Annotated in this window: 16 protein-coding genes; 1 reads left to right on the top strand and 15 read right to left on the bottom strand. The window is 41.0% G+C overall.

Features of this window, described 5'->3' with window-relative positions:
- The 9 genes from LG34_RS02060 to LG34_RS02025 form a co-directional block, all read right to left on the bottom strand.
- Positions 1–483: VanZ family protein (locus LG34_RS02060; RefSeq protein ID WP_109214657.1), on the bottom strand; the 483-nt coding region annotated here is incomplete at its 3' end.
- A gap of 103 nt (positions 484–586) precedes the next feature.
- Positions 587–1084, bottom strand: coding sequence for a VanZ family protein (locus tag LG34_RS02055; RefSeq protein WP_109214656.1), 498 nt, complete (start codon positions 1082–1084; stop codon positions 587–589).
- A 141-nt stretch (positions 1085–1225) separates the two neighbouring features.
- Positions 1226–1567, bottom strand: a complete 342-nt coding sequence (locus tag LG34_RS16525; protein ID WP_146190167.1) for a hypothetical protein — start codon at positions 1565–1567, stop codon at positions 1226–1228.
- 29 nt (positions 1568–1596) lie between these two features.
- Positions 1597–2589 carry a plasmid recombination protein gene (locus LG34_RS02050; RefSeq protein WP_242979778.1) on the bottom strand — a complete coding sequence of 331 codons (993 nt, stop codon included), beginning with the start codon at positions 2587–2589 and terminating at the stop codon, positions 1597–1599.
- A gap of 228 nt (positions 2590–2817) precedes the next feature.
- Positions 2818–3051, bottom strand: coding sequence for a complexin-2 (locus LG34_RS02045; protein ID WP_109214655.1), 234 nt, complete (start codon positions 3049–3051; stop codon positions 2818–2820).
- A gap of 85 nt (positions 3052–3136) precedes the next feature.
- Positions 3137–4156, bottom strand: coding sequence for an AAA family ATPase (locus LG34_RS02040; protein WP_109214654.1), 1020 nt, complete (start codon positions 4154–4156; stop codon positions 3137–3139).
- Positions 4140–4547, bottom strand: a complete 408-nt coding sequence (locus LG34_RS17305) for a tyrosine-type recombinase/integrase (protein ID WP_109214653.1) — start codon at positions 4545–4547, stop codon at positions 4140–4142. The genes LG34_RS02040 and LG34_RS17305 overlap by 17 nt, the downstream gene beginning before the upstream one ends.
- A gap of 54 nt (positions 4548–4601) precedes the next feature.
- A complete protein-coding gene (locus LG34_RS17300; RefSeq protein WP_109214652.1) occupies positions 4602–5360 on the bottom strand; it encodes an Arm DNA-binding domain-containing protein in 759 nt (252 codons plus the stop codon).
- 15 nt (positions 5361–5375) lie between these two features.
- Positions 5376–5570: a DNA-binding protein gene (locus LG34_RS02025; RefSeq protein ID WP_109214651.1), complete on the bottom strand. Its 195-nt coding sequence runs from the start codon at positions 5568–5570 to the stop codon at positions 5376–5378.
- 293 nt (positions 5571–5863) lie between these two features.
- Here LG34_RS02025 and LG34_RS02020 point away from each other — a divergent pair, with 293 nt between their 5' ends.
- Positions 5864–6424 (top strand): helix-turn-helix domain-containing protein, encoded by a 561-nt coding sequence (locus tag LG34_RS02020; protein ID WP_242979777.1) that lies wholly within the window; start codon positions 5864–5866, stop codon positions 6422–6424.
- A 202-nt stretch (positions 6425–6626) separates the two neighbouring features.
- Here the strand turns inward: LG34_RS02020 and tuf are convergent, their stop codons facing one another.
- The 6 genes from tuf to LG34_RS01990 form a co-directional block, all read right to left on the bottom strand.
- Positions 6627–7814 carry an elongation factor Tu gene (gene tuf, locus LG34_RS02015; RefSeq protein WP_044964739.1) on the bottom strand — a complete coding sequence of 396 codons (1188 nt, stop codon included), beginning with the start codon at positions 7812–7814 and terminating at the stop codon, positions 6627–6629.
- A gap of 103 nt (positions 7815–7917) precedes the next feature.
- The gene (gene fusA, locus LG34_RS02010; RefSeq protein ID WP_109214649.1) at positions 7918–10035 is read right to left on the bottom strand and encodes an elongation factor G; all 2118 of its coding nucleotides are present in this window, start codon (positions 10033–10035) and stop codon (positions 7918–7920) included.
- Between the two features lie 15 nt (positions 10036–10050).
- Positions 10051–10521: a 30S ribosomal protein S7 gene (rpsG, locus tag LG34_RS02005; RefSeq protein WP_207657009.1), complete on the bottom strand. Its 471-nt coding sequence runs from the start codon at positions 10519–10521 to the stop codon at positions 10051–10053.
- Between the two features lie 198 nt (positions 10522–10719).
- Positions 10720–11139, bottom strand: a complete 420-nt coding sequence (gene rpsL, locus LG34_RS02000) for a 30S ribosomal protein S12 (protein WP_109214647.1) — start codon at positions 11137–11139, stop codon at positions 10720–10722.
- Between the two features lie 292 nt (positions 11140–11431).
- The gene (gene rpoC / locus LG34_RS01995; RefSeq protein ID WP_109214646.1) at positions 11432–15145 is read right to left on the bottom strand and encodes a DNA-directed RNA polymerase subunit beta'; all 3714 of its coding nucleotides are present in this window, start codon (positions 15143–15145) and stop codon (positions 11432–11434) included.
- Positions 15146–15163: 18 nt separating this feature from the next.
- Positions 15164–19024: a DNA-directed RNA polymerase subunit beta gene (locus tag LG34_RS01990; RefSeq protein WP_109214645.1), complete on the bottom strand. Its 3861-nt coding sequence runs from the start codon at positions 19022–19024 to the stop codon at positions 15164–15166.
- Between the last annotated feature and the right edge of the window lie 156 nt (positions 19025–19180).

The raw sequence follows: 19180 nt of genomic DNA, 5'->3' as shown, positions 1-19180 counted from the left end.
GACTCGCTTCGTAAAATTATCAGTTATCCTATGTGCAATAAAATATCCAATTATAGTACCAACAGTATTTGTAATAACATCGTTTATATCAGTGGTTCTAAAAGTAAAAATCTGTGATATTTCAATTAGACTTGTAACTATAAATCCCGTTAAGGCAACATTTTTAATGTTTCTGAATTTATCCCACAATATCGGCAAAAAGAAGCCAAGTGGAACAAATAAAAGTACATTCAAACAAGCATTCATGGAATCCGAAACCATATCCAAAAACGGGATAACGTTCACTGCAAAATCAATTTTCAGAGATGTTATATCTGGGAAGCCTACAAGTGCTAAGACTGCAGTAAAATAAAAACCCAATACCATATAAATAATAGTTCGTTTCCAGTTATGAAAACATAACTTGTTATATATGCACCAAATAGGAATTATAAAAACAGCTGCCGCAACAATTTCGATAAGTGCACTATATATTCTATACATGTTTTTCTACCTCCGCAACGCCCGATTTTGTTAAACTCTTTCTATGCTCCATCTTCTTGCCCTTCGGACAAGAAGCATCCCTCGCTCTAAAGAGCTCGGTCAATTATAAGTTAGCTAATAATATCATGACAATAAATAATGTCAAGAATATAGCTCCTATCAAACTTATAATATTAATAAATTTTATCCAATATTTGTTTGATATTTTAAAAATTCCGATAGCAAGAACTATCCCCAGGAATCCCCCTAATGAATTTGTAATAATATCTGTAATATCCGTTCCACCAATAGCAAAGATAAATTGCACTATTTCAAATAGAAAACTGGTACATACAATAGGTAGAAATTGTTTTAATATAGGCTTTTTCTCCCACAAAATATGGACAAATAAACCGTATGGAATAAATGCCAACACGTTCTGAATAATTTCACTAAAATCTATTGTCCCATTTACAATCACAGAATCAGCGAATGGAATTAAGTTAATATTTCTTAAATGAGGTAAGTCTGCAATAGAAAACTGAATTTTAAACAAAATAATCCATGTCAATGCCACTAGATAAAATACTAATAAACCCAATGTAATTTTTTTTGATTTCATAATACCGCTCCTTTTTATTTTTTATCATAGCAAAGAACTATTAAAATTGTGCTTTAGCATTAATTAATATTTAATGAATTTATGTAGACTTGCTTCCCAAATTTGGGAAGCACTTTGCATATCAATCGTCTCTGCCATATATTATAACTCCAGATCTCCTTTTTTTCGTCTCCTCTCACGCCGTTCTCTGGCCTTTTGCTCCATCTCCTGTTTACGCTGTTTTTCTTCCAAATATTCCAGATGGATAGCCCTCTGTTCTGCCTGCTCGACTACTTCTGGTCCTAGTATTTTTCGCACTCTTTGATACTTCATTTCTGTATTGCGTAACGTATGATTCTCTTCTTTCAATTGATTTTTCTCATTCACTACATTTTTTAATTCATCACGAAGTTCACAATAATCATTTTCTAAATTCCGGTGTTTTCGTTTCCATTGATTCAAAATCTGCTCCATTTCCAGTACTTTTCCAGCTAATGCAGCCATATATTGTTTCATTTTAGTGAATAACGGTTTTATCTTTTTTCCCGGTATGTAACTGCACGTTCCAGTGATCCAGGCTGCGGCAATAACAAATCTACTTGTCCAAATTTTTCTAATTCCTGATCAACGGCATTCATAACAGTTTGCACCTTTTCTCGTCTTTTTTCTATATGTTCCAACTCTGTTGCTGCAATCCTCACTTGTTCTGCCATTTGCACGTTATCCTGCTCAAGCCTCGTTTTTTCTTCACCCAGAGAATGTACATCAGCACATTTTTCTCTCATATCGATTAACAGGTTCAGATACTTCTCCGATAGTTCCTTTTGTTCCTGTTCCAGACACGCCAGCTCTTTTTGCCGTTCCTTCTTTTTATAATTATATACATCCAGATGCTCCTCATGTGTTCCTTTCTTTTCCCATTCGATTCCATGCTGTTCCATGATCTGTGCAAGTATCTCTTTCTCATGATTGATCCACTGATTCAGCTCCGATTCATGCTTAGAACCGCCCTGAAATCCCTGACTTTTCAATGCCTGTTTTAAAGATACCCTTGTATCCATTCCCTTGCCTTTCCAGTTCGTGACAAACGGAACAAAATCAATATGTACATGAGGTGTTGCTTCATCCAGATGCACATAACAATTAAATACTCTCAGAGATGGGTTCCTCGCCTGAAAGCCTTTTACAAACTCATCCAATATCTCTGTAGCCAGTTTTCCTTCTGGAGTTGCAACAGCCATATCCTTACTGTTTCCGATCTGAAAGATTACTTCATGGAACAGTTTTTCCTGCTTTCCATGTTGGATCTTGTCATAATAATCGTGAATCTGTCTGTCTTTTCTTTTCCCAACGTTATAACGTGCCACCGCATCATCAAACAGTTCATGGTAGATCTGCTTTAGATTATCATCACAATATTTTATATTGGACTCTACTCGTTCCGGATTTACATTTTCCGCTATAAATGAGCGTCTATTATGTGCTAACGATCCCTTTCCAACCATCCCGCTTATTGTCCGTTTCAATCTATACACCTCCCATCAAGTCTTATATCAACATTATTTTTTTCTTTCCTGCACAGTTTTGTTACTTTTGTCAAAAGTAACGCAAAAGCACTTTCGACAGTCGTTCCTCCCATCAAAAGTGCTCTTGCGCCCTGCCGGGGGCTTCTATACGATTCTGATTGGCTTATTCTTGTCTGCTGTTTACAGGTGCGTGACACGCTCCTGTTATAAAGTAATCAACAAGAATCTCTACCATCGAAAACTTTCCGGTATTCCCTTTCTGTCCAGGTATTCCTGCCGGGACTTTTCTCTTTCTTCCTCGGTTGGTGCCGTTTTGTACTTGCTATATAATTCTCGATTTGCCATTGTATCAAGCTTTTTTTCCAATCCTTTTCTTATATCCTCCGCTTCCCGTTTTTGATCCAGCAAATGATATTTTATTATCTTTCCAAATAATTCCGATGAAATCATTATATTTTTCAATTTATCACCTTCCTGTCATTTCTTTTAGGTCGCAACACTGCAATGTCTCTATAAATTGCAACCTTACATTTTAATTATGCATTTTCTATACATTCTGCAATGTTGCATTCTTGGTTGTTTCTGACTTAACCTTATCTAAATCCCAGTACCATGAATTGCTGATTCGTCTTGCCTTAATTCCAAGTTCCTTTTTTGCATTTTCCAGTGTTCTTTTTGAAATATTCAGTTCTTCTGCCATCTCAAATATTTCACTGCTCTGTACTGTTGTTGAAGTCTCTGCTAATTCCCGCAACATCTTCTTCGCCTGTTCTATTTTGTTTACTTTTGGTGCTATTCCACCAAGCACTTCATCCGCTGTAATTTCATAATCACCTACCCACTCAAATCCTGTTTCTGCTAGGCGAAATGCTTTAGAATGTCCAAATGTTGCTAAATTATTTTTTATCTGGACCACAGCTCTTAACTCTGGTTCTCCTTCTATTCTTCCTACCAGTAATACACTTCTGGCCACTGCGAAAAAATCAATGGAACCTATTCCTCTATATGCAGCTTTATTTCCACCAGCCTTGTTCATGTGTCCAATCAGTAAAATTGCACATTTATACTTTTCTGCCAGCAAGCTCAGTCTTTTTGTCATATCTCTTGCTTCATTTGCCCGGTTCATGTCCATGCCGCCTCCCAGATAAGCTTGAATCGGATCTAAAATAAGTACCTTAGCACCTGTCTGTTTGATAGCATATTCCAGTCTTTCATCTATCATGGAAAGCGATTTTTCTGTTTCGTCTATAACCATGATTCTTTCACATACTGCTTCTGCCCGTTCCAGTCTTGGTTTTACTGTATCTGCTAGTCCGTCCTCCGCCGTCTGATAAATAATATTTACTGGTTCTGTTATCTTCATGTCACTATCCAGACCTTCTCCCTTAGACAATTTTGCTGCAATATTTAATACCAGTGTAGTTTTTCCATCTCCCGGATCTCCCTGAATAATTGTTAATTTTCCATAAGGGATAAATGGATACCAGAGCCAGTCCACCGTCTGGGACTGGACATCTGACATCTTTATCATTTTCAATTCCGGTTTATTCTCATCTCTCTGTTGCATAAACTCCTCCAATTTTTAAACGGTTCCCGTCAATTATCTGTTGTTCTCCGAAAGAATCCCTGCTATAATCAATTTGTCTAGGATTGACATTTGTGGATTCATCCTCATTTGTCATATTGCTCCGGTTGTTCATACTTCCGGAGCTTTTTATATTTTCATCATCCAGCATATCTGCCACCACTTTCTGCTGATCTGGATATAAGTGTCCATAAGTATTCAATATAATTCGTATATCCGTATGTCCAAATCTTTCTTTAATCATCAGTGGCTGTACACCTTTGTTAATCAGAAATGCCGCATGACTGTGACGAATGTCATGCACTCTTATCTTTTTCACTCCGGTCTTTTGAACCACTTGTTTTAACTTATGCTGTACTGCTTCGTGAACCATGGGAAAAATGCGTTCATCATCAGGTAAATCATATAATTTTCTACTAATATACTCCTAAATCTCTTTTTTCAAAAATTCCGGTATGGAAACTGTACGATTAGATTCTTCTGTTTTAGGAGAAGTAATCACATCTTTTCCATGCATACGGTAGTAAGTCTTATTAATATGAAGTAGATTTTTTTCAAAATCAATATCCGCAGGTGTAATGCTGAGTGCTTCACCTTCTCTTACTCCTGTCCAAAACAATAATTCGAACAGAACATAATATTTACTACCCGGTTTTATTCCGGTCATAAACTGTCGATATTCTTCAATCGTCCAGAATTTCATCTTCTTTTTTGAAGTCTTTCCCATACGTTTTACCTTGTCACATGGATTATCCGCCAAATTATAAATATTTTTTGCATGATGAAATAATGCTGTCATCTGATTCTGTATTGTTTTCAGGTAATCATCTGAATACCCTTTTGCAATAATTGTATTCTGCCATTGGATAATTTCTGCAGGTGTGATGCTGTTCATCGGTCTGTCCTTAAAATACGGTAACAGTTGAGCATTCATCGTATCTCTTTTATTCTTGATACTCCTGTCCTTCAATGACAGAGCTTTGTCTCGGAAATAAACTTCTACAAACTCTCCCATTGTCATATCCATATTGGCTTTCGCTGTTCTTTTATACTCTACTTCAAAATTTAGTGCTTCTTTCTTAGTACGGAATCCTCTTTTTACTTTTCTCTTTTTGGTCCCTGTCCAGTCTTCATAATAAAATGAAACATACCAGGTTCCCCTTTCTTCATCTTTGTATGCTGACATACTTTATGCCTCCTCTTACATTACCATCTGAGAATATCCATAAAATTTCTTTTCCCAGAATGCTCTCGGTATTTTGCCTGCAACAGTTACATATCCCTGATCTGCAAGCTCTTTGTTCAGTTTCCGAAGCAGCTTATAGGCATATCCTAGTGAGATTCCCATGTTTTCAGCTACTTCTTCTGCTGTAATCATATAGTTCTGTTTCTGCATATTATTTCCTCCTTATCTATAATTATCATTTGTGCTGATACTATATCATTTTAAATAGTCATTGTCAATAATTTATATCTGTATTAATGATATTTTTCTATATTGTTGATTTTTATCATTTGTGATATAATGAGCGCAAGTGAGCCAACATACTAATATGATTGGCGACCGGAGAATGTCGATCATAAGCTGTTTTTTGCTTATGATATACTAATTAAAGCTTTTAAGGAGGTGCTATTATGCAGAAATCATCTATCTCAGAAAAAATAAAAGAACTGCGAACTGATCTGGAAATGAATCAGAAAAATTTCTCCGCAGCCATCGGTATACGTCAATCGACTCTATCCAGCTACGAAAATGGTATAGTTACTCCATCCAACGAGGTATTGCTGACTATTGCTCAAAAATTTCATGTCTCACTGGATTGGTTGTTTGGATTATCCGAAAACAAAATACAAATTTCTACTCTGAGCGATGTCATTTTAGTTTTACTCCAGATGAATGAATCAAATGAATTGCGATATGAGCTGGAAATAAATAATATACTTCCCAATGATCTGGAAACAGAAACTCAGAAATGGTATGCCGGGATCCGCTTTTATGGAAATGATCCGGAACACTCTTTAAATGGTGATATGTGTAATTTCCTTGCTGAATTAGAAGAGAACAGAGAAAGTCTGGAATCTTATTTCACAGGAAAAGATATGTTTGATATGTGGAAAAAACAGACTTTGGAATATTACTCAACCCGATCCATCACCCACAAAGAAATCGAAAGTCTGGATTTTGAGACAAGAATCCGTAAAAGAGATGAGCTTTTAGAAAGAAAATTTTCTAATAACGAACAGAAATAGTATCATAATAGTATCACAGGCAGATATGCGGAGATTTTTATTCTCTTTCCATACCTGCCTGTTATTTTTTTGTTCGCTATTCTTTACGACAATATTTTAATCTTTTACACATAGAAAAAACCCCGGAAACATTGCTGTTCCGGGGTAATTCCCATAATATCTTGTGATACCAATTTATATATTACTATAGTTCAATCAATGATTACTCGATGATTGTAGCAACACGTCCTGATCCTACAGTACGTCCACCTTCACGGATAGCGAATGTAAGACCCTGCTCCATAGCGATTGGGTGGATGAGCTCGATTGTCATCTCTACGTTATCGCCAGGCATGCACATCTCTGTACCTTCTGGAAGGTTGCAAACACCTGTTACGTCAGTTGTTCTGAAGTAGAACTGCGGACGGTAGTTGTTGAAGAACGGTGTATGACGGCCACCCTCGTCTTTTGTCAGTACGTAAACCTGAGCTGTGAATTTTGTATGGCATGTTACTGTACCTGGTTTTGTAAGAACCTGACCTCTTTCGATGTCCTCTCTCTTAATACCACGAAGTAATGCACCGATGTTGTCACCAGCCTGAGCCTCGTCTAACAGTTTACGGAACATCTCGATACCAGTAACAGTTGTTTTCTGAATCTCCTCTTTGATACCAACGATTTCAACTTCCTCGTTGATGTGAAGAGTACCACGCTCTACTCTACCTGTAGCAACTGTACCACGACCTGTGATTGTGAATACATCCTCTACTGGCATAAGGAATGGCTGATCTGTTGCACGCTGCGGATCCGGAATATACTCATCAACTGTGTCCATGAGCTCCATGATCTTGTCGCCCCACTCGCCCATCGGATCTTCAAGAGCTTTTAAAGCAGATCCTTTGATGATCGGGCAGTCTGTGAAGTCATACTCTTCCAGAACTTCTGTGATCTCCATCTCTACTAACTCAAGCAGCTCCTCATCGTCTACCATATCACATTTGTTCATGAATACAACGATGTAAGGAACACCTACCTGACGGGAAAGAAGGATGTGCTCTTTTGTCTGAGCCATAACACCGTCAGTAGCAGCTACTACAAGGATAGCACCATCCATCTGAGCAGCACCAGTGATCATGTTTTTAACGTAGTCAGCATGACCTGGGCAGTCAACGTGTGCATAGTGACGTTTTGCTGTCTGATACTCAACGTGAGCTGTAGAAATTGTGATACCACGCTCTCTCTCTTCTGGAGCTTTATCGATATTCTCGAAATCTACTTTCTCGTTTCCTTCTACTCTCTCAGCTAATACTTTAGTGATAGCAGCTGTTAAAGTTGTTTTACCGTGGTCAACGTGTCCAATTGTACCAATGTTACAATGTGGTTTGCTTCTGTCAAATTTAGCTTTTGCCATTTTTGCGTCCTCCTTAAAATTATGCCTAAGGCATTCATAATTCTTATTGAATCTTATCACTCGATACTTCGATTATATTAAAAAGGTCAAAGTATTTCAAGTTTTATTTTGCTTTTGCGGAAATAATTTTCTCCTGAACAGACTTCGGAACTGGCTCATATTTTTCGAAGAACATTGAGTAGTTACCACGTCCCTGTGTTTTGGAACGTAAGTCTGTAGAGTAGCCAAACATTTCAGCCAGCGGTACATAACCTCTAACGATCTTTCCACCGCCAAGGTCATCCATACCTTCGATACGTCCACGACGAGAGTTAATATCACCGATTACGTCACCCATGTACTCTTCCGGCATAGTAACTTCTACTTTCATGATCGGCTCAAGAAGAACCGGGGCTGCTTTCTGCATAGCCTCTTTGAAACACATAGATCCGGCAATATGGAATGCCATCTCAGAGGAATCGACCTCATGATAAGATCCGTCGTAAACTGTAGCTTTAACACCTACAACCGGGAATCCAGCAATGATACCAGCCTTAGCTGCTTCTTCAATACCTTCTCCAACTGCCGGGATGTACTCTTTCGGAATAGCACCACCAACAACTGCGGACTCAAACTTGAATGTCTCTTCTCCGTTTGCATCCATCGGCTCGAATTTAACTTTACAGTGTCCGTACTGTCCACGTCCACCAGACTGTTTTGCATATTTGTATTCCTGATCAACAGGTTTTGTAAATGACTCTTTGTAAGCAACCTGAGGAGCACCAACGTTTGCCTCTACTTTGAACTCACGAAGCAGACGGTCAACGATGATTTCCAGATGTAACTCACCCATTCCGGCGATGATTGTCTGGCCTGTCTCAGTGTTTGTATGAGCACGGAATGTAGGATCTTCCTCTGCAAGTTTTGCAAGAGCTTCACCCATCTTGCCCTGTCCAGCTTTTGTTTTCGGCTCGATAGCAAGCTCGATAACTGGCTCTGGGAACTCCATGGACTCTAAGATTACCGGATGCTGCTCGTCACAGATTGTATCACCTGTTGTAGTGATCTTGAATCCAACTGCGGCTGCGATATCACCTGAGTAAACTTTGTCCAGCTCAGTTCTCTTGTTAGCGTGCATCTGAAGGATACGTCCAACACGCTCTTTTTTATCTTTTGTTGCATTCAGTACATAGGAACCGGAATTCATTGTACCGGAGTATACACGGAAGAATGCAAGTTTTCCTACGAACGGGTCTGTCATGATTTTGAATGCAAGAGCAGAGAACGGCTCTTCATCAGAAGAATGTCTCTCTACTTCATTACCATCAAGATCAACACCCTTGATAGCAGGAATATCTGTCGGTGCCGGCATGAAATCTACAACGGCATCTAACAGTTTCTGTACACCTTTGTTTCTGTAAGCAGTACCACAGCAAACCGGTACAGCTGTACACTCACATGTAGCTTTTCTTAAAACAGCTTTTAACTGCTCAACGGACGGCTCTTCGCCTTCCAGATACATCATTGTCAGATCATCATCTAACTCACAGATTTTCTCTACTAACTCATCATGGTAAAGCTCTGCCTCATCCTGCATATCTTCCGGAATCGGCTCAATGCTGATGTCTTCACCTTTCTCATCGTTGTAGATATAAGCCTGCATCTCGAATAAGTCGATGATTCCTTTGAAGTCATCTTCTTTTCCGATCGGAAGCTGTAAGCAGATTGCGTTTTTACCTAAACGCTCACGAATCTGGTCTACTGCTCCGTAGAAGTTTGCACCAAGGATGTCCATCTTATTGATGAATGCCATACGTGGTACATTGTATGTGTCTGCCTGACGCCATACGTTCTCTGACTGAGGCTCTACACCACCCTTTGCACAGAAGACACCAACGGCGCCATCCAGTACACGAAGGGAACGCTCTACTTCTACTGTAAAGTCAACGTGACCTGGAGTATCGATGATGTTGATACGGTACTCTTTAGCACCCGGTGCAGGTTTATTTTCTTTCTGCGGTGTCCAGTGGCATGTTGTAGCAGCTGAAGTAATTGTGATACCTCTCTCCTGCTCCTGCTCCATCCAGTCCATGGTAGCAGTACCTTCGTGAGTATCACCAATTTTATAGTTAATACCAGTGTAATAAAGGATACGCTCTGTTAATGTAGTTTTACCTGCATCGATATGAGCCATGATACCAATATTTCTGGTTCTCTCAAGCGGATATTCTCTTCCTGCCATGGTGATTTCCTCCTCTTAGAATCTGAAATGGGAGAATGCTTTGTTTGCTTCTGCCATCTTGTGCATGTCTTCTTTACGTTTTACAGATGCGCCTGTATTGTTAGCTGCATCCATAATCTCATTTGCCAGTCTGTCTGCCATTGTTTTCTCTCCTCTTTTTCTGGAGAACATTGTTAACCAACGCAGTCCAAGTGTCTGACGTCTGTCCGGTCTTACTTCGATCGGTACCTGATATGTTGCACCACCGATACGTCTAGCCTTTACTTCAAGTACAGGCATAACGTTGTTCATAGCCTCTTCGAATACTTCGATAGCCGGTCTTCCGGTTTTCTCTGCAACACGATCAAAAGCTCCGTATACAATTTTCTGAGCTACACCTTTCTTACCATCTAACATGATGTTGTTGATAAGTTTTGTAACTACTACGTTATTGTACATAGGATCTGCTAAAACTTCTCTTTTCTGATTATGTCCTTTACGTGGCACGGTACTTCCCTCCTTAATCATGGTCTTGGCTTGCTGTCTTTCACAGCAGTTTCTTAATCGATTAATTCAACGGTACTCACATGTGTCTTTCTAATGTGTTCATGCTGGGAACATCTATCTTTATCTATTATCGTCGATAAAAAGAATTCCAACACTTACAATAGTTCTGTTTGTGATACTATTGGTCTTTTACAGGTCCTATTTGCCTGCTTTCGGTCTCTTAGCGCCGTATTTGGAACGAGCCTGACGTCTGTTTGCTACGCCTGCTGTATCCAGTGTTCCTCTGATGATATGGTATCTTGTACCTGGTAAGTCTTTTACACGACCACCACGGATCAGAACAACGCTATGCTCCTGTAAGTTGTGACCTTCACCCGGAATGTAGCTTGTTACTTCGATTCCGTTAGAAAGACGAACTCTGGCGATTTTTCTAAGAGCTGAGTTAGGTTTTTTCGGGGTTGCAGTCTTAACTGCTGTACAAACACCTCTCTTCTGCGGAGAAGCTGCATCTGTAGGTTTTTTCTGTAAAGAGTTGTAACCTTTCTGTAATGCAGGTGCTGTAGATTTCTTAGCAGATGTCTGACGACCTTTTCTTACTAACTGGTTAAATGTTGGCATTCTATTCACCTCCTGTATATTTTGTAAAAAAGTTTCCTGTGCGCTTTTGTGCACACTAAAATAGTATAGTGATTGTCTAATAGCTTGTCAAGCGTATTTTTCTGATTTTTCCCAGTTTTTTCTGTTTTTATACATATACAATGTGTTGCTTCTATATAAAAAGCAGATAATGATATTGTTTTATCCAATAACAGCGGATCAAATGTTATTTATAAAGAACTTTTACAACCTCTGACAGACATTTCTAATTGCAAAAAGACGATGCCCTACGGCACCGCCTTTTCTTTATATCTTATTCTGTTACAGTCTCTTCTGCATCTGCAGCTTCTTCTGTCTCAGTCTCAACGTCGATATCTTCTGCATCAATCTCTGTCTCAACATTTTCAACAGTTTCATCGCCTGCTAACAAATCGTCGCCCAACAGATCATTTGCATCAATCTCTGCATTCTCATCAATATCAGAATCCAGACGGATAGAACGATATCTCTTCATACCTGTTCCTGCCGGAATCAGTTTACCAATGATTACGTTCTCTTTCAGACCGATCAACGGATCAATCTTACCTTTGATTGCTGCCTCTGTCAGAACTTTTGTTGTCTCCTGGAAGGATGCAGCTGACAGGAATGAGTTGGTTGCCAGGGAAGCTTTGGTAATACCAAGCAGTACCTGTTTTCCTTCTGCCGGCTCTTTTCCTTCTGCAGCCAGTCTCTCATTTTCCTCCTCATAATCAAGGAAGTCAACCATGGTTCCTGGCAGGAAATCAGAATCTCCGTTGTTCTCGATACGGATCTTCTTCAGCATCTGACGAACGATAACCTCAACGTGCTTATCATTGATTTCTACACCCTGCAGACGGTATACACGCTGAACTTCCTGAAGCATGTAATCCTGAACTGCACGAACACCTTTGATCTTCAGGATATCATGCGGATTTACACTACCTTCGGTAAGCTCATCACCAGCTTCAAGGAATGCACCATCAGTGATCTTGATTCTGGAACCGTAAGGGATGAGGTAAGCTTTTGTCTCACCTGTCTCCGGGCTTGTAACGATGATCTCACGTTTTTTCTTTGTATCTTTAATAGTAGCAACACCAGCAAACTCTGTGATGATAGCAAGTCCTTTCGGTTTTCTTGCCTCAAAAAGCTCCTCAACACGAGGAAGACCCTGTGTGATATCATCACCGGCAACACCACCGGAGTGGAAAGTACGCATTGTAAGCTGTGTACCAGGCTCACCGATAGACTGAGCAGCGATAATACCAACTGCCTCACCAACCTGTACTGCCTGACCGGTTGCCATGTTTGCACCGTAGCATTTTGCACAAACACCGACTTTAGAACGGCAGGTAAGAATTGTACGGATTTTTACTTTCTCAAGCGGTTCTCCGTTCTCATCTACACCTTTGCTCATAACCAGAGCTGCACGTTTCGGTGTGATCATATGATTTGCTGCAACAAGTACGTTTCCGTCTGCATCGTGAATATCTTCACATGCAAAACGTCCTGTGATACGCTCCTGGAGGCTCTCGATTTCCTCTTTGCCATCCATGAATGCACTTACGTACATACCAGCAGTCTCACTTCTATCTTTACAGCAATCTGTCTCACGAATGATCAGATCCTGTGAAACGTCTACCAGACGTCTTGTCAGGTATCCGGAATCGGCGGTACGAAGCGCTGTATCGGACATACCTTTACGTGCTCCATGGGCAGACATGAAGTACTCCAATACGTCAAGTCCCTCACGGAAGTTTGATTTAATCGGCAACTCGATTGTTTTACCAGTTGTATCAGCCATCAAACCACGCATACCAGCCAGCTGTTTGATCTGTTTATCAGAACCACGGGCTCCGGAGTCAGCCATCATGAAGATGTTGTTGTATTTATCAAGTCCGGATAACAGCTCATGTGTAAGCTCATCATCAGTCTCTTTCCAAGTCTCAACAACCTCTTTGTAACGCTCTTCCTCTGTGATAAGTCCACGTTTGTAGTTCTTTGTAATAAGATCTACAGTATCCTGTGCCTGTTTGATCAGTGCCGGTTTCTTCTCCGGTACTGTCATATCAGAAATAGATACGGTCATAGCAGCTCTTGTAGAGTACTTATAACCCATTGCTTTAATATCATCCAGAACTTCTGCTGTGGTTGTAGCACCATGGATGTTGATAACTTTCTCAAGGATCTGTTTCAGACCTTTTTTACCAACATGGAAATCTACTTCCAGTACCAGATCATTTTCCGGTTTGCTTCTATCTACAAATCCAAGATCCTGTGGCAAGATTTCATTGAAGATGAAACGTCCAAGTGTAGACTCAACAGTTCCTGTCTTCTCTGTGCCATCCGGCATTTTCTTTGTCACACGTACATGGATTCTGGAATGTAATTTTACATATCCGTTCTCGTATGCAAGAATTGCTTCATTCAGGTTCTTGAAGTAATGGCCTTCACCAATACTTCCCGGTCTCTCCTGTGTCAGATAGTAAATACCAAGAACCATATCCTGAGAAGGAACGGCTACCGGACCACCATCGGACGGTTTTAACAGGTTGTTCGGGGACAGCAACATGAAACGGCACTCTGCCTGTGCTTCCACAGAAAGTGGAAGATGGACAGCCATCTGGTCACCATCGAAATCGGCATTGTATGCGGTACAAACAAGCGGATGCAGCTTGATTGCTTTACCTTCTACAAGGATCGGCTCAAATGCCTGAATACCAAGTCTGTGCAGTGTAGGAGCACGGTTCAACATAACCGGATGCTCTTTGATAACTTCTTCCAGAACGTCCCATACCTCTGTCTGAAGTTTCTCTACCATTTTCTTTGCGCTTTTAATATTATGAGCAGTTCCGTTTGCAACCAGCTCTTTCATAACGAACGGTTTGAACAGCTCGATTGCCATCTCTTTCGGCAGACCACACTGATAAATCTTTAATTCCGGTCCTACTACGATTACGGAACGTCCTGAATAGTCAACACGTTTACCAAGCAGGTTCTGACGGAAACGTCCGGATTTACCTTTCAGCATATCGGAAAGAGATTTTAATGCTCTGTTACCAGGTCCTGTAACCGGTCTTCCACGACGACCGTTATCGATCAGGGCATCTACTGCCTCCTGAAGCATACGTTTCTCATTACGAACGATGATATCCGGTGCTCCAAGCTCTAACAGTCTTCTCAGACGGTTATTACGGTTGATGATACGACGATACAGATCATTCAGATCGGATGTTGCGAAACGACCACCATCCAACTGTACCATCGGACGTAAATCTGGTGGGATAACCGGGATAACAGTCATGATCATCCACTCCGGTCTGTTACCAGACTCACGGAATGCTTCTACAACTTCCAGTCTCTTGATGATTCTTGCACGTTTCTGGCCTGTAGCAGTCTTTAATGCTGCTTTCAGTTCAACAGAATCTTTCTCAAGATCGATTGCTTCCAGAAGCTCTTTGATGGATTCTGCACCCATACCTACACGGAAGGATTTTCCGTATTTTTCGTATGCTTCCTGATATTCTGCTTCGGACAGAACCTGCTTATACTGCAGGTCTGTCTCGCCTTTGTCAAGTACGATGTAAGAAGCGAAATACAGTACTTTCTCCAGTGTTCTCGGAGAAATATCAAGGATTAATCCCATACGGCTCGGGATTCCCTTGAAGTACCAGATATGAGATACCGGAGCTGCCAGCTCAATATGTCCCATACGCTCTCTACGAACGTTAGATTTTGTAATCTCAACTCCGCATCGATCGCAGACAACGCCTTTATAGCGGATTTTTTTATACTTTCCACAATGGCATTCCCAGTCTTTGCTCGGTCCAAAAATACGTTCACAGAACAAACCGTCTTTTTCTGGTTTCAAAGTTCTATAGTTAATGGTTTCCGGTTTCTTTACTTCGCCCCGGGACCATTCCAATATTTTTTCCGGTGAAGCCAGTCCGATGCGGATGGCATCGAACGCTATGTTTGTGCCGACTTCTTTATTGTTTGTTTCTGGCATTTACAACGCTCCTTCCTCTTATTCTTCATCAAGAATGCTATCATCAAATCCGTCCATGAAATCATCTGTCTGAGCATCATTCTGATCGTCTTCTACATTTACCAGTTCTTCTTTTTCATTGAATTCCTGTTTTGAGAATCCCATCTCTCCGAAAGACTCTTTTTCTTCATAATTGAAGTTTCTGTCGCCGGAAATGATTGCGTTCAGATCTGTATTTCCATATTCGCTTGTTTCAAGCAGTTTTACTTCTTCGCCGTTCTCGTCTTCCAGTGTCACATCCAGACCAAGTGACTGTAACTCTTTCAACAGTACCTTGAAGGACTCCGGAATACCAGGCTCAGGAATATTATCACCTTTGATAATTGCTTCGTAAGTTTTTACACGTCCGATCACATCATCAGATTTTACTGTCAGGATCTCCTGCAGTGTGTATGCTGCACCATAAGCCTCCAGTGCCCATACCTCCATCTCTCCGAAACGCTGTCCACCGAACTGAGCTTTACCACCCAGAGGCTGCTGTGTAACGAGGGAGTAAGGACCAGTAGAACGTGCATGAATCTTGTCGTCTACCAAGTGATGCAGTTTCAGGTAATGCATGTGTCCGATTGTTACCGGGCTGTCAAAATACTCACCGGTACGTCCATCACGCAGTCTTACTTTACCATCACGGGAAATTGGAACACCTTTCCACAGTTTACGATGATCTCTGTTCTCATACAGGTAATCAAGAACTTCCGGAAGTAATTCCTCCTCATGTTTCTCTTTGAATTCTTCCCATGTTAAGTTTACATAATCATTTGCCAGATCCAGAGTATCCATGATATCTGTCTCTTTTGCACCTGCAAAAATAGGTGTGGCAACATTAAATCCAAGTGCTTTTGCAGCAAGGCTCAGATGAATCTCCAGCACCTGTCCGATATTCATTCGAGAAGGTACACCCAGCGGATTTAACACGATATCCAGCGGACGACCATTCGGAAGGAATGGCATATCTTCTACCGGAAGTACACGGGAAACAACACCCTTGTTACCATGACGGCCGGCCATCTTATCACCAACAGAGATTTTTCTCTTCTGTGCGATGTAGATACGAACTGCCTGATTTACACCCGGTGATAACTCGTCACCATTTTCACGGGTAAATACTTTTGCATCTACAACAATACCATACTCACCATGCGGTACTTTTAAGGAAGTATCACGTACTTCTCTTGCTTTCTCACCAAAGATTGCACGAAGCAGTCTCTCCTCAGCTGTCAGTTCTGTCTCTCCCTTCGGAGTTACTTTACCAACAAGGATATCACCGGCACGAACCTCGGCACCAATACGGATAATACCTCTCTCATCCAGATCTTTCAGTGCCTCATCACCAACACCCGGAACATCTCTTGTAATCTCTTCCGGTCCCAGTTTTGTATCACGTGCTTCTGCTTCATACTCTTCAATATGAATAGATGTATATACGTCATCCTGAACAAGACGCTCACTTAACAGTACAGCATCCTCGTAGTTATAACCTTCCCATGTCATAAATCCGATCAGTGGGTTTTTACCAAGACCAAGTTCTCCGTTTGCTGTAGAAGGACCATCAGCAATAACCTGACCTGCCTCCACATGATTGCCTTTGAACACGATTGGTCTCTGGTTGTAGCAGTTAGACTGGTTGCTTCGTGAGAATTTTGTCAGCTTGATTGTCTCTCTGCTTCCATCATCATCGTATTTGATTGTAATTTCATTAGAGCAAGCGCGCTCGATCACACCGGCACGTTTTGCCACTACACAAACACCGGAGTCAACTGCTGCTTTCGGCTCCATACCAGTACCAACTACCGGCGCTTCTGTTGTAAGAAGCGGTACAGCCTGACGCTGCATGTTTGCTCCCATCAGGGCACGGTTCGCATCATCGTTCTCAAGGAACGGAATTAATGCGGTAGCAACAGAGAATACCATCTGCGGAGATACATCCATGTAATCAAATAATGTCTTATCATACTCCTGTGTCTCTTCTCTGAATCGACCAGATACAGAGTTACGAACAAAATATCCGTTCTCATCCAGCTTCTCGTTCGCCTGTGCTACATGGTAATTATCCTCTTCATCTGCTGTCATGTATACAACTTCGTCTGTTACACGCGGATTTTTAGGATCAGATTTATCAATTTTACGATATGGTGCCTCTACGAAACCATACTCGTTAATTCTCGCATAAGATGCAAGAGAGTTGATCAGACCGATGTTCGGTCCCTCAGGTGTCTCTACCGGACACATTCTTCCATAATGGGAGTAATGAATATCTCGAACCTCAAATCCTGCACGATCTCTGGACAAACCACCTGGTCCTAATGCAGACAGACGACGTTTGTGTGTCAGCTCACCCAGAGGGTTGTTCTGATCCATAAACTGTGACAGCTGGGAAGAACCAAAGAACTCTTTGACTGCAGCTGTAACAGGTTTGATGTTGATCAGACTCTGCGGTGTAATTGTCTCAAGATCCTGTGTTGTCATTCTCTCACGAACCACTCTCTCCAGACGGGAAAGACCAATTCTGTACTGGTTCTGAAGCAGCTCACCTACCGCACGGATACGACGGTTTCCAAGGTGATCGATATCGTCATCGTTTCCGATACCGTACTCCAGATGCATGTTATAGTTAATAGAAGCAAGAATGTCTTCTTTTGTAATATGTTTCGGAATCAGATCGTGGATATTTCTGTGAATTGCTTCTTTGATATCCTCAATATCTGTATTTTCTTCCAGAATCTGTGCCAGAACCGGATAGTAAACCAGCTCATGAACGCCCAGTTCTTCCGGATCTACGTCTACATAATGGCGAAGATCAACCATCATACTGGACAGAACTTTTACATTTCTCTCCTCTGTCTGAATCCATACATAAGGAACTGCCGCATTCTGAATTGTATCTGCCAGCTCACGGTCAACTTTCTGACCTGCCTCTGCCAGAACCTCGCCTGTGCTCGGATCTACAACATCCTCTGCCAGTACATGTCCGTTGATACGGTTTTTCAGCATTAATTTCTTATTGAATTTATATCTTCCGACCTTAGCCAGATCATATCTTCTCGGATCGAAGAACATCGCCATGATAAGGCTCTCTGCGCTTTCTACAGACAGCGGCTCACCCGGACGAATTTTTTTGTATAACTCTAAAAGACCTTCCTGATAGTTTGTAGAAACGTCTTTTCCAAAACTTGCAATAATCTTTGGTTCTTCACCAAACAAATCAATAATTTCCTGGTTTGTACCGATACCAAGTGCACGAATCAATACAGTGATCGGCACTTTACGTGTACGGTCTACACGAACATAGAAGACATCATTGGAGTCTGTCTCATATTCCAACCATGCACCACGGTTCGGAATAACAGTGCAGGAATACAGTTCTTTTCCGATTTTATCATGGGCAATACCATAATAAATACCCGGGGAACGAACAAGCTGACTTACAATTACACGCTCAGCACCGTTAATTACAAATGTACCTGTCTCTGTCATCAACGGCAGATCACCCATGAAGATCTCATGCTCATTGATCTCGTCTGCTTCTTTATTGTAAAGTCTTACTTTTACTCTTAAAGGAGCTGCATATGTCGCATCACGCTCTTTACATTCCGGGATGGTATATTTAATCTCATCCTCGCACAATCTGAAATCTGTAAATTCCAGACTCAGATGTCCACTGTAATCAGCAATCGGCGAAATATCCGCAAACACTTCTTTGAGTCCTTCTTCCAAAAACCAATTGTAGGAATTCTTCTGAACCTCAATCAGGTTTGGCATTTCCAGAACCTCTTTTTGTCTCGAATAACTCATACGCAAACTTTTTCCGTTTATGACCGGACGTATCCTGTTTTTCTCCATTGACGCTTCACCTCTCGTTTTCTTTTTCTATCCCTGAAAAGGGCGCAATAAGCCCCATCAAACCACAATAGTGCATTTATCATAGTAGCATAGTATTTTTGCCAAGTCAAGGATTATTTTCACTTTTTGGCATCATTTTTGTGAGCACAAAAAAAC

Origin of the sequence: Eubacterium ramulus, from assembly GCF_003122485.1 — a bacterium.
Lineage (GTDB): Bacteria > Bacillota > Clostridia > Lachnospirales > Lachnospiraceae > Eubacterium_I > Eubacterium_I ramulus_A.
Note: the sequence above shows the minus strand (reverse complement) of the source record. Positions and strands in the feature narration are given on the sequence as shown.